12 protein-coding genes and 1 pseudogene are annotated in these 11,026 nt (G+C 63.7%); 4 read left to right on the top strand and 9 right to left on the bottom strand.

The window, feature by feature from the left end:
- Together ACH2DW_RS08210 and ACH2DW_RS08205 are read right to left on the bottom strand one after the other, a co-directional pair.
- Nucleotides 1-342 (bottom strand): annotated as a pseudogene (locus ACH2DW_RS08210) (hypothetical protein); the annotation flags it as partial.
- Between the two features lie 94 nt (nucleotides 343-436).
- The gene (locus tag ACH2DW_RS08205; protein ID WP_394929251.1) at nucleotides 437-2,059 is read right to left on the bottom strand and encodes a fasciclin domain-containing protein; all 1,623 of its coding nucleotides are present in this window, start codon (nucleotides 2,057-2,059) and stop codon (nucleotides 437-439) included.
- A gap of 102 nt (nucleotides 2,060-2,161) precedes the next feature.
- Here ACH2DW_RS08205 and ACH2DW_RS08200 point away from each other — a divergent pair, with 102 nt between their 5' ends.
- Entirely contained in the window at nucleotides 2,162-3,082 is a 921-nt protein-coding gene (locus ACH2DW_RS08200) for a twin-arginine translocation signal domain-containing protein (RefSeq protein WP_394929250.1), read from the top strand.
- A 182-nt stretch (nucleotides 3,083-3,264) separates the two neighbouring features.
- On the opposite strand, the gene ACH2DW_RS08195 is transcribed toward ACH2DW_RS08200, so the two are convergent.
- Nucleotides 3,265-3,594 carry a HesB/IscA family protein gene (locus tag ACH2DW_RS08195; protein WP_394929249.1) on the bottom strand — a complete coding sequence of 110 codons (330 nt, stop codon included), beginning with the start codon at nucleotides 3,592-3,594 and terminating at the stop codon, nucleotides 3,265-3,267.
- 54 nt (nucleotides 3,595-3,648) lie between these two features.
- Nucleotides 3,649-4,332, bottom strand: a complete 684-nt coding sequence (locus ACH2DW_RS08190; protein WP_394929248.1) for a helix-turn-helix transcriptional regulator — start codon at nucleotides 4,330-4,332, stop codon at nucleotides 3,649-3,651.
- A 39-nt stretch (nucleotides 4,333-4,371) separates the two neighbouring features.
- On the opposite strand from ACH2DW_RS08190, the gene ACH2DW_RS08185 reads away from it, so the two are divergent.
- Nucleotides 4,372-5,640, top strand: a complete 1,269-nt coding sequence (locus ACH2DW_RS08185; RefSeq protein WP_394929247.1) for an Mrp/NBP35 family ATP-binding protein — start codon at nucleotides 4,372-4,374, stop codon at nucleotides 5,638-5,640.
- 6 nt (nucleotides 5,641-5,646) lie between these two features.
- Here ACH2DW_RS08185 and ACH2DW_RS08180 read toward each other — a convergent pair whose 3' ends face one another.
- From ACH2DW_RS08180 to ACH2DW_RS08160, 5 genes are all read right to left on the bottom strand, one after another.
- Complete coding sequence (locus ACH2DW_RS08180; protein ID WP_394929246.1) at nucleotides 5,647-6,456, bottom strand: NUDIX hydrolase; 810 nt, start codon at nucleotides 6,454-6,456, stop codon at nucleotides 5,647-5,649.
- Nucleotides 6,457-6,562: 106 nt separating this feature from the next.
- Nucleotides 6,563-7,423, bottom strand: coding sequence for a cytochrome c biogenesis CcdA family protein (locus tag ACH2DW_RS08175; RefSeq protein WP_394929245.1), 861 nt, complete (start codon nucleotides 7,421-7,423; stop codon nucleotides 6,563-6,565).
- A complete protein-coding gene (locus ACH2DW_RS08170) occupies nucleotides 7,420-8,010 on the bottom strand; it encodes a TlpA family protein disulfide reductase (protein WP_394929244.1) in 591 nt (196 codons plus the stop codon). Before ACH2DW_RS08170 ends, ACH2DW_RS08175 begins: the two co-directional genes overlap by 4 nt.
- A gap of 170 nt (nucleotides 8,011-8,180) precedes the next feature.
- Complete coding sequence (locus ACH2DW_RS08165) at nucleotides 8,181-8,699, bottom strand: WhiB family transcriptional regulator (RefSeq protein WP_394929243.1); 519 nt, start codon at nucleotides 8,697-8,699, stop codon at nucleotides 8,181-8,183.
- A 129-nt stretch (nucleotides 8,700-8,828) separates the two neighbouring features.
- Nucleotides 8,829-9,095, bottom strand: coding sequence for a hypothetical protein (locus ACH2DW_RS08160; RefSeq protein ID WP_394929242.1), 267 nt, complete (start codon nucleotides 9,093-9,095; stop codon nucleotides 8,829-8,831).
- A gap of 231 nt (nucleotides 9,096-9,326) precedes the next feature.
- Here ACH2DW_RS08160 and ACH2DW_RS08155 point away from each other — a divergent pair, with 231 nt between their 5' ends.
- Both ACH2DW_RS08155 and ACH2DW_RS08150 read left to right on the top strand, forming a co-directional pair.
- Nucleotides 9,327-10,409 carry a glycosyltransferase gene (locus ACH2DW_RS08155; RefSeq protein WP_394929241.1) on the top strand — a complete coding sequence of 361 codons (1,083 nt, stop codon included), beginning with the start codon at nucleotides 9,327-9,329 and terminating at the stop codon, nucleotides 10,407-10,409.
- 68 nt (nucleotides 10,410-10,477) lie between these two features.
- Nucleotides 10,478-10,999: a copper resistance protein CopC gene (locus tag ACH2DW_RS08150; protein ID WP_394929240.1), complete on the top strand. Its 522-nt coding sequence runs from the start codon at nucleotides 10,478-10,480 to the stop codon at nucleotides 10,997-10,999.
- Nucleotides 11,000-11,026 lie beyond the last annotated feature (27 nt).

Raw genomic sequence — 11,026 nt, 5'->3', positions numbered from 1 at the left:
GACTGGCTCGACTGGCTCGACTGGCTCGACTGGCTCGACTGGCTCGACTGGCTCGACTGGCTCGGGGAGCACGGTCGAGGTGTCGAGGGTCGTCGAGAAACCGAGCGCACCAGCGCTGCTCCCCCGCACGTCAGCAAGTTCCATGCGCAGCCGATCTCGTTCGGCCACGGCCGATTCGAGTTCGCTGCGCACACGGTCAGATTCGGACGCATCGATCGGCAACGTCTGCGGGCGAGCGAGGTCAGTGCGTGCTTTGAGGCTGCGCAGCAACCAGCCGACGATGCCTCCGGCCAGGGCCATCAGCAGACCCCAGAGGAAGAATTTGGCAAGTGTGTATGGCACGGTGTTCCTGTCGTTCGATGGCTGTCGTTGACGTGGGCTGTCGTTGGGTTGGGCAGTGGGGTGACGCGGGAAGGCAACTCAGTTGTCGTGACCGTTACGTCGCGCTGACGACAAACTCGACGCGCCGGCTGGCTGCTTTGTTCTCGACGCCGTCGGCGTCGAGGATCGGCTCGGTACCCCCGAAACCGACGATCGTCAGTGTGTCAGCAGCGATGCCTCTGACGATCAGCGCCTCGCGGACCGAACGAGCCCGTCCCTCGCTCAACGCCTGATTCGAGTCGGCGCGCCCGTCTGTGTCGGTGTGTCCTTCGACAACGATGGTGATGCCGCCCACGCGCTTGGCAACCGCAGCAACGCGATCGATTGTGGCCACGGATTCATCGCTGATCGTCGTGCTGCTCGGGTCGAACAGAATCGGGTCGTCCGACACCAGTTGGTTGAGGTCGGTTTCGACGACGACCGCCACGCCCGCATCGGCCACCGGACGTTCCACGAGGTCGATGGTGATCACCGCGCCGTCAATCAAGGACACCGCCTCCTCGAACTCGGCGCGATCTGCCTCGGATGCAAACGTTCCGCTCACCGAGATTCCTGCATCGAGAGTTTCTGCGGTCGCGCTGACAAGGTTCGACACCATCGCGGCGATGACCGCGCCCAGCTCGTCGGCGCGCTGATCGGACAGCGACGTGACCGAGTCGACGATCAGTTCGTCGATCACGTTCGACGGGTTGATCGTGTCGCTGGGTCCCGCCAGCAAGACCGCTCGTTGCTCCTCGCTTGCCACACTTCCGGTCAGAACGATCTGGCCGTCAGCAAACTCTGCGCCAGCCAGCGTCCCGGCCGGATCGCCACCGATGACGAGGCCGGCCGGAAGCAGCACGTGGTCGATGGCATGTACGACGCCGTTGGAGGCAACCAGGTCCGCTTCGGTCACCGCGACGATCGACGCTCCTGACGTGATCACCACGCCATCGCTGAGATCGACAGCGACGGTGGTGCCGTCGATCATCTCCAGGTCGCCCGCCGGAAGGTCAGCTGAGAGGGTTGTTCCGGCAGCGACATGGTGAGACAACACGGTGAAGAGCAACTCGGGGTCTCGGTCGAGCGCGCCGCTCACATTGGGGCCGATTGCCTCAAACGCCGCGTTGGTCGCCGCGAACACGGTGAAAGGTCCGTCGCCGGACAGCGTTGCGGCCAGGTCCGTCTCATCAAGCAGACCCGCCAACGTCGAGAACTGGGAGTCACTGGAAATCACGTCGGTGAGGAGATCGAGGTCAGATGAGGCGACCGTGGAGGTCGTCGTCGAAGCGGGCGTGGAGGTAAGGGTGGAGCCGTCCGCCTCGGTCGGTGCGGTTTCGGTATCGCCGTCCGGAGCAGCTGACGCGGCGCCTGTGGAATCGAGGCAGGTCTCATCAACTTCGATCGACGAGACGCCGCGCAGGTTCGCAATGGCCGCGACGACCTCGACGGGAATCGCCACCGCTCCGGCCTCGACGCATCTCAACTCGCCGTCCTGGCCAGAGAAGTGAGCGTCAACCGGGCCGACGCCTGCCTCATTGAGCACGTCGACGGTGCGCATTTCAAGGTCGTCTTCGACGCGATTGACAAAGATCGGACCGCCAACAGCAAAGACCGCGACCACGCCAGCTGCGCCCCACCCGAGGATGCGGCGACGGTATCGTTGGTACGAAGTCGGCCTGTCAGGTCGGGCGTTCATGGCGTTGAGAGATTCGCACGTTTCCGACGGGCAACGCAACGACACGAGCCGCTCCGACCAACGCGGCAACAACCCCTCACCCCGCCGAGAGCGAGACCACCAATGACCGATCTCCACCTTCGTCCGCAACTGATGGGCGGCCTCAACCGGCGCCGCTTTCTCGCTGGTCTCGCCGCCTCAGGTGCGTTGGCCGCGTGCGGAGGCTCCGACAGCGACGCTGAGAGTTCGGCCGACGGGGCAGGCGGAAACACCGACGCCGACCCGGGTGTGGCTGGCAATGGATTCACCCTCGTCCAGCGGTTCCCCAACAACGTGCAGATCCCTGGCGAGATCCGGATGCCGATCACGTTGTCCACTGGTGCAGCGGAGTTCATTCAAAATGGGCCGGCGACGTTGACCGCCCGTGTGCTCGACATTGACGGCAACCAGTTGGGTGACGCGATCTCAGCGGTCCGTCGAGATGTCGCCCCTGCGCCGTACTACGACTTCCGAACCACCATTGACGCACCCGGCTTTTTCGCCCTCGCTGTCGCCGGCGGCCCCGACGATGGTGCTGCCTTTCAGGTCATGGACCCCCGGGCAGTCGCTGTTCCGACACCAGGTGAAATGTTGCCCGGCTTCGACACACCGACAGTCGGTGACCCTCAGGGTTTCGAGGTGCTGTGCTCCCGAGCCCCCGAGCCATGCCCATTCCACGACGTGACACTGACCGAGGCACTCGCCGCGGGCCGCCCTGTGGCGTATTACGTCGGCACGCCGGCATTCTGTTCGACTGGGAGCTGCGCTCCCGCCCTGGAAGCCCTCATCGGGGCACAGGAGCGCTTCGCGGACACCTTCACCTTCGTCCACGCCGAAGTCTTCTCAGATGCCGCTGGCACGGCGATCGCACCCGCCGTCGCCGCGGTCGGCATGACCTATGAGCCTGCGTTGTTCATCACCGACGCCACCGGAACCATCGTCGAACGCCTCGACGCCGTCTGGGATCAAACCGAACTCGAAGAACGCCTCGCCCTCTCCGCTTGACCGGGTCCAGATCTCCCGCTCAGTGAAAGAAGGGAAACGAAAGAAGCCCGCGTCCATCGACGCGGGCTCCTCCAAGTCTTCATTGAGTTTTTCGAGTCAGGTTTCCGAAGTCACGGAAGCGAAGGCCGAGTTGAGCTTGCTCAATGAGAGCCGCCGCTGACGCAGAGATCGGGAAAGCTGGCTCAGGAAAAACTGGAGCCGCAGCCGCAGGTGCGGGTTGCGTTGGGGTTGGTGATCGCGAAGCCGCTCTCGTCCAACCCGTCCTTGTAGTCAAGCGTGGCGCCCTCGAGGAGCTGCGCCGAGGCCTGGTCGACCACGACACGGACCTTGCCGTCGTCGCCATAGCTGGTCTGGTTGTCGTCGGCGGCGATGTCGCCGTCGAAGAACATCTCGTAGGAGAAGCCGCTGCATCCACCAGGGCGGACGGCGACGCGCAGCGCCAGTTCTTCGGCGCCTTCGGCGGCCAGGAGCTGGCCAACCTTCTCGGTTGCGGTGTCGGTGAGTGTGATCATGTGACAGTCCTCCTCAGGAGCCATCTGACTGGTAGGTCAACTGGTGGTGCCACATTACCTGGACGAGACGGTGACTCGACAAGGTGTGCGGTTGGTCAAGGTACAGAATTCGTCAATCGTGGCGTCACCCAGGTCGTCAACGAAGCCCGCGACCATTCCTTTGTGTAAACCACAGACGAGGTCCGGATGTTCCCGAGCGAGGTCAGCAAATGGGCAGTGGCCGAACGAGATGACCGCACCGACATCGTCGCCGACTGCGTCGTTACGGGGGTCATCGGTGACGACCGGGTCGAAACCAAGCCGGTCAAGGTCACTGACCAGCGCTTCGAGGGTGGAACGGCTGTCGACATGCATCGCCGCGCGGCGAGCGCCTTCGTCGTGGCCAACCGCCTCGGCATCGCTGGCGCTGCCGTCGAGTCGTTGCGCCATCGACAGCACCATTCGAGCGAGCACCGAGATCGTTGGCGGCTCGAGGCCGAGTGCTGGGGCGTCGGCGGCCAACGAGTAGCGGTGTTGCGGCCGGCCGACGTCACCTCGGCCGCCGACTTCGACATCAACGAGGCCGACATCACGCATGCGTTCAAGATGGGGCCGCACCGTGTTCGCGTGAAGCGAAAGCGAGTCGGCGATCTCGGCGGTGATCAGCGGTCGGGGTGCTCGTGCCAACTCAAGGTAGATCGCGTAGCGCGTATTGTCGCCCAGCGTCTTCAGCACATCGAGTTGGGATGAACCGGCCACATGACGAGATTACACGGCCGGGGCCGGTAAAATGTCGCGATGAGCCGCACCATCTCCGGCAAGGCACCCCGCCAGACGTCGGGCCCCCCGCCGACCAACGACGAAGTGATCGAGGTACTCGGCTCAGTGATCGACCCTGAGCTCGGCGCCGACATCGTGTCGCTCGGCATGGTTCCCTCCGTGGTTGTCGCGGACGACGGCCTCGTCACGATCGAGATCAAGCTCACGATCTCGGGCTGTCCGATGCGCGCCGAGATCAAGAAAGAAGTCGAAGACCGCGTCGAACTGCACCCGGGCGTCTCGAAGGTCAAGATCACCTGGGGAGAAATGAACTCCGAGGAGCGCAGCCAGGTGATGACCAAGGCTCGCTGGAACGCTCGCGAGAGCGCTGCCGAGACCGAGGTGCCCGCCAACTGCAAGGTGCTCGCGATCGCCAGTGGCAAAGGTGGCGTCGGCAAGTCTTCGGTCACGGTCAATCTTGCGGCAGCGCTGGCATCGACCGGGCTCACCGTCGGCGTGCTCGACGCCGACATCTGGGGATTCTCTGTGCCGCGTCTCCTGGGCATCACCGATCGGATGGAGGCTCACGCCGTCGAGGGGCCTGACGGAGAAGCGGGCAAGCCAAAGATTTTTCCAAACGAGCGCGTCGTGGGTGACGGTCTGCTCAAGGTGGTCTCAACCGGGTTCCTCGTCGACGAAGAAACAGCCCTGATGTGGCGCGGCCTCATGCTCACCAAGGCCGTCGAACAGTTTCTGCGCGACGTGCAGTGGGGCGAGCTCGACTACCTCCTCATCGACATGCCACCGGGCACCGGTGACGTCCAAATGGGCTTGGCGCGGATGCTCCCCAGTACTGACCTTATTGTCGTCACCACCCCCGCACTGGCAGCTCAGAAAGTGGCGCAGCGTGCAGCCGATATGGCCCGCCGCAGTTTCCTGAAGGTGGTCGGTGTCATCGAGAACATGAGCGCGTTCACGTGCGATCACGGCGAGACGTACGCACTGTTCGGATCGGGTGGCGGCGAGGCGTTGGCGGCCGCAATCGGCGCCCCGCTGCTTGGTCAGATCCCGCTGGAGCCATCGGTCGCCGCTGGCAATGATGCGGGCGCTCCGGTTGCCATCGACGGCACCGGCGCAGCGGCTGACATGTTCCGCTCGATTGCCGAGCACATCATCGACGAGATCGCTCCCCCGTCGAAGCCCGAAGACATCGACATGGCTGGCTGCAGCGCCCGCCTCTTCGACTCAGACGATGCGGCGTTCGCCGAGCTCGAGACCGCGGTCACCGTGGGTCCGCGGTCGTCGTAGCCGGCCTCAGAGCATGTCGTAGTCAGGATCGCCGGGCAGGGCGATCCCAATGAACTTGCCCGCGTCGTCAGTCCGCATCTTCGGCAGGATGCATGGCACGTCGGTGCGCGCCTCGCCCGCGGCGATCGCTTCGGCTGCAGAACCGTGTTCAGCCAAGAACTTCAGGTTGTAGATCGTCGGCGGCAACATCATCAGGTCGCCGCGCGCATGCATCTCGAGTGCATCTTGCGGCCGCACCCAGAGACTTTCAACGGTCTCCTTGTCATCGTGGAGCCCTTCTTGGTCCGAAGGTGCCAGCGTGACAAAGAAGCGGGTGTCGAACCGCCGGTTTTCGCCGATTGGTGTGATCCAGTGATCGACGTAATGCGTTGTCGACAGATCGAGCACAAGGCCGTGGCGCTGTGAAAGCTCGACCATCGAGAGCGTTCCGTCGTGGATGTGGTGACGTTCATCTTCGTCAACATCGAGCGGGGCACCATCACTGCGTTCGGCGAGCAGAACGCCGGCTTCCTCGAAGCACTCACGAATTGATGCAACCCAGTACGCGAGACCACCCGATTCAATACTCAGTTGTGCTGAGGCTTCATCGTCGGTGAGCCCCTTGCAGAACGGGGCAATCTCATCGGCATGGTCGACGTCGTCGACACGTCCACCGGGAAACACATACATCCCGGCAGCAAATGATGCCCGGCCAGTGCGTCGCAGCATGAACACCTCCAGACCCTCGGACCCGTCCAGATTCTTGTCGCGCACCATCATGACGGTGGCTGCAGCCTTGATCGGAACGGTGGTCGGGTCAAACGGTGTGTCAGTCATGCCCGACCGACATTAGAGATCTCAACCCACTTCGTTTGCGTCAGAGTTTCTGCGGACCGTTCCGCAAGATCTCCGACACAAACGCTGAAAGAGTCCCAAACAGGGCTCAGCTGACCGATTCGGACTCGGGTGCCACCTCGAGCTCGTCGTCGGTGTCGTCCTTGCGGAACGTCACGTACGCCACCGCAACGGCGACGACGCCACCGAGGACAATGCCGACAACCTTCCAGTTGTCGTTCAGGAAGGCGGTGGCGTCAGCCTGTCGGGCGAAGGCCCAGTCCGTGATCGGGTCGCCGCCGTTGTCAAGGTCCACCCAGTAGAAGTACCAGGCGAGATACAGACCTGACAGCACGACGAACGCCGCAGCAATCTTGTCGACGTACTGCATGGCGTTACGCAGGAACTTGAGCAGGGTCGTGTTGGCGAACGCGAACCCGACAGTCAACGCGCTGACCAGGAGTGCCATGCCCGCGCCGTAGGCGACCATGTTGGCGACACTGTCGATGAAGGTCTCATCCGGGCGAGCACTGAAGACCGTCGCGAGGAACAGTCCAATCGTGCACCCGATTGACGCCACGGCGTACGCAACGCCGTAGACGAACATCGACTTCACGGTCTGGTCCTTCTTGCCGGAATCGATCTGCGGCGTCATGAACGGCAGCTTGTAGCCAAACAGCATCGCAGTGCCGAGGACGATCAGACCGATTGCGATGAAGCCGGTGACGTACTTGGAGTTCGCCGAGATCGTCGAGCGCAGTGGCACCGACAAGAATCCGATCACCAGGAACACGGCCAAGAATCCGGATGACACGGCGGCGCTGACCTTGAGCGCTCGAGTAATCGACGCCTTCTGCGTGCCCGGGGCGCCACCCGACACACCGAGGAAGTACATCAGGTAGGTCGGCAGGAGGATGAAGCCGCACGGATTGACTGCAGCAACCAGGCCTCGAATGAATGACAAGCTCATGCTGAGGCCTCCAAGAGTCGTTCGATTTCAGAGCGAAGCTCATCGGCGTCGAGCACGCCAGTCTGTTCGATGATGCCGCCGTCGGGAGTCACGAAGAGCGTCGTCGGCGTGTTGACCAGGCGGATGGCGTCGACGAGATCACCGAAGTCGTCGCGGTAGAGCTCGTACGTAACGCCACGGTCGGCCGCGAAGCGCTCCATCTCTTCGACCGAGTCCTGGGTGTTCACGCCGATGAATCGCACGGCATCGCCCATCTCGGCGTGCACCTCAGCAAAGTCGGGGAGCTCCTTGACGCATGGCGGGCAACTGGCGTACCAGAAGTTGACAACGAGCGGTTGGCCGAGGAAAGACGCCGTGGAGATTGCGTTGCCGTCCCGATCGCCAAGGTCCACGACTGGAAGTTGGTCACCTTCGACGTTGGCGTTCGCGAGTCCGTCGTTCGGAAACGTGACGACTCCAGGAGTGAGTCGAGCATCGACGTCATCGTCGCTGCTGGCTTGAGTTGCCAGCACGACGGCGAAGGCCACGATCGACAGCACGGCAACGGCAAGCGAGCCGGCGAGCAGTCGTGGACGTGCGATCTTCACCCTTGGAAGGGTAGTGACACCACATCGGCAGCGCCGGTCGGACCGCGAAACGTTCCCTTACAGAACTCAATCCGTTTGCGTACCCACCAGATGTCGTGGGCGACATACGGCGGGTACGCAAACAGAAGGGCGGGGCGGGGATCGGCGGCGCGTGGGGGACGGCGATGTTGCTAGGCCGAGATCAGCGTGGCGCCCACCGGGCCCATCTCGTCGTAGACGACCTCGGGCCGCGGGACCTTCGGCGGACGACCACAGGGCCGCTTGTCGGCGATGATCCGGCCGCCCGAGAGCAGCTGACCGCCCCAGACGCCCCAGGGCTCTTCACGCTCGAGGGCGCCAGCGAGGCACTGCGACTGCAACGGGCAGAGGGCGCACATTGCCTTCGCTCGGGCGATATCGACGACATGGTCGGAGAAGAAGAGGCCGACCATCGTGCCGTTGCCGTCAGCACACCGGGCGACCGGGATGCGCACGGCGCCGGGTTCGCCGAACGGCTCGTCAAGTGATCGATCTGGGGGTCTCTGTATGTCGGGGTCCGGCTCGCCGAGCTCGTCGACGGGAGTGAAGGTATTCATGGAAGGGTCCGTTTCGTTGGTGCGTGCGTACAGGGCGGGAGCGGCGTGTGTTGCGCCGTCCGGATGCTTGGGCCAGATGCCGGCGGCTGCGTCGTGGTTGGTGAGGATTTTCATTGGGGTGCTTTCTGAGTTGGTGGCGCCGGTGGGTGCCGGTGGGTTTCGGAGAGATCTGGGTCGGAAAACCAAAAAGGCCGCCGGGTTGGTGAACCCGGCGGCCTCGCAAGAGGTGATCTGACGTTGGTCTTACGTCAGGGCCTCGCGGAGGCTGCCGGTGGTGATTCGCTTGGTGACATACGTGGTCGTCACGCATCCGGTTTCGGCAGAGTCACCAAGCCACGCAGTGTTCATGTGGTTGGAGTTCATGCCCGTGCCGAACTGGTTGCCACCGAATGCCGGGTTCGCGCCTGCGAACGCCCGAACCGAGGGTGTCGCGACAACTGCCGACACAGCGCGGGCGTGAACGGACAGGTCTGCGGCGTTGCGCTGGATGAACGACGTGATGTTGTTCATAGGTCTGTCCCTTCTGCTCGGTCTGCTCGGTCTGGGTGTCTGGGGCGAGTCACTACTTGCACGGCGGTGACCGCACGACTCAGTGATAGGCAACCACGATTGTGGGCACCGGGTCAAGGGAGTTAACTCGACCTCTCCGAATTCACCCCTGATGCGCGAAGTTCTCGGCCGATCTCCGACATGGCGTGCGCTCTTGTTGCAACACATCTCCGCGACGACCAGAGTGGGCCGGTGGAACTCGTGCCCGATCGCGTGGATCTGGCGATCTACCTCGCGGGATGGACCCTGGGCTGGTTGCTGCTGTGGCGTCTTCGACCGCTTCCGGATCTCGCCGGTGACCATTCCCCTGGATCTGCTGCGCGCCCGGGCGTTGCTGTGATCATCCCGGCCCGCAACGAGCAAGACGCTCTCCCGCACCTGTTGTCACGAGTACTGCCGCACATCGGACCGCAGGATGAAGTGATCGTGGTCGACGATCATTCCGATGATGCCACCGCGATCATCGCGGCACGGCACGGCGCCCGCGTCATCACACCGCCGCCACTCCCACCCGAATGGCTCGGCAAGCCACACGCGTGCGCGTTCGGCGCCGCTGAGTCGAGCGCACCGATTCTCCTGTTCGTCGATGCCGACGTCCGACCCGCCCCCGACCTCGTCGCCCGAATAGCGCAGGCCGTCACAGCACAACCCGACGTGGTGACCTCCATCCAGCCGTGGCACGAGACTGGGGGTTGGGCCGAGCAAGCCAGCGTGTTGTGCAACGTGACCGCCCTGATGGGCTGCGGCGCGTTCACGCCGACAGGACACGGCGCAAACGCCACGGTGGCATTCGGCCCGGTCCTCGCCATTGACCGGACCACGTACGACCAAGTCGGCGGACATGCGCATCCGTCGGTGCGTTCGATGCACACCGAAGACATCGGTCTCGCCCGCCTCGTCGGTCGGGCCGAGCTCTACACGGGCCGCCCCGACACGTCATTCCGGATGTACCCGGAAGGCCTTGGGCAAACCATTCGCGGATGGACCCGCAGCATCGCGACCGGTGCTCGCTTCACACCCTGGTGGATCGCCATCGCCACGCTGGCATGGGTCTGGTCGCTCGCTGGGGGTTGGATCGCCATGCCCATCGTCTACCCCCTCAGCGCGCTGCAAGTCTGGGTCCTGGGGCGTCGCGCTGCGTCGATCCATCCGCTGACCGCCCTTCTGTATCCGCTCGCCGTCGTGGCGTTCACCGTCATCTTTCTCCGCAGCCTCATCGCATTGATCCTGGGGCGAGGCGTCGAGTGGAAGGGCCGCCACGTTGATGCTCGTTGACCCACTGGCTGCAGGTGACCCGCGTCTGCCGAGGTCAAGAAGGACTCTGGCGCTGATTGAATGGAATCATGAAGGGCGCCACTGGTCCTGTCCGCCGATTCTTCGTTGCGGTGCTCGCTGTCACGGCAGTGTTCAGCGCCGGCTCAGCAGTGCTTGCGCACGACGACATCGAATCGTCGGTTCCCGAACACAAAGCGCAGTTCGACGATCCGATCAGCGAGGTGACGATCAACTTCGGCGAGCCGGTTGACGGTGTCGAACTCGCACTGGTCGGCCCGGACGACGGCGACGTACCGGGCGAGGTTCTGATCGTGTCGGAAACCGAAGCCAAGCTCGTCTTTGAGCCGCTGACGGTCAAGGGTGAGTACTTCGTACGTTACCTCGCAGAGGAGGACGGCCACCTCATCCGCGGAGCCATCACCTTCGTGTATGGCGACCGCGCGGGGGAAGGTGCTGGCGCACTCACGTGGATCCTGTTCGGACTGGGTGCCGTGTTGATTCTTGCGATCGGCGCGTACTTCAGCCTGCGCAACGCGCAGAAATCGGCCGTTGACGCCGAAGACAGCGAGCTGGCTGACGTCGACGTCTGATCTTGGCGTGATCGCGGTTGCGCCTGG

It is taken from the genome of uncultured Ilumatobacter sp. (genome assembly GCF_963980585.1).
GTDB lineage: Bacteria > Actinomycetota > Acidimicrobiia > Acidimicrobiales > Ilumatobacteraceae > Ilumatobacter_A.
The sequence above is the reverse complement of the archived record's forward strand: the minus strand, read 5'-3'. Positions and strand labels throughout refer to the sequence as shown.

Excerpts from the sequence above, each read along its gene's own strand:
- ACH2DW_RS08180 (WP_394929246.1), bottom strand. The coding sequence starts at position 6,456 with ATGACTGACACACCGTTTGACCCGACCACCGTTCCGATCAAGGCTGCA.
- ACH2DW_RS08150 (WP_394929240.1), top strand. The coding sequence starts at position 10,478 with ATGAAGGGCGCCACTGGTCCTGTCCGCCGATTCTTCGTTGCGGTGCTC.
- ACH2DW_RS08165 (WP_394929243.1), bottom strand. The coding sequence starts at position 8,699 with ATGAAAATCCTCACCAACCACGACGCAGCCGCCGGCATCTGGCCCAAG.
- ACH2DW_RS08205 (WP_394929251.1), bottom strand. The coding sequence starts at position 2,059 with ATGAACGCCCGACCTGACAGGCCGACTTCGTACCAACGATACCGTCGC.
- ACH2DW_RS08175 (WP_394929245.1), bottom strand. The coding sequence starts at position 7,423 with ATGAGCTTGTCATTCATTCGAGGCCTGGTTGCTGCAGTCAATCCGTGC.
- ACH2DW_RS08185 (WP_394929247.1), top strand. The coding sequence starts at position 4,372 with ATGAGCCGCACCATCTCCGGCAAGGCACCCCGCCAGACGTCGGGCCCC.
- ACH2DW_RS08200 (WP_394929250.1), top strand. The coding sequence starts at position 2,162 with ATGACCGATCTCCACCTTCGTCCGCAACTGATGGGCGGCCTCAACCGG.
- ACH2DW_RS08195 (WP_394929249.1), bottom strand. The coding sequence starts at position 3,594 with ATGATCACACTCACCGACACCGCAACCGAGAAGGTTGGCCAGCTCCTG.
- ACH2DW_RS08160 (WP_394929242.1), bottom strand. The coding sequence starts at position 9,095 with ATGAACAACATCACGTCGTTCATCCAGCGCAACGCCGCAGACCTGTCC.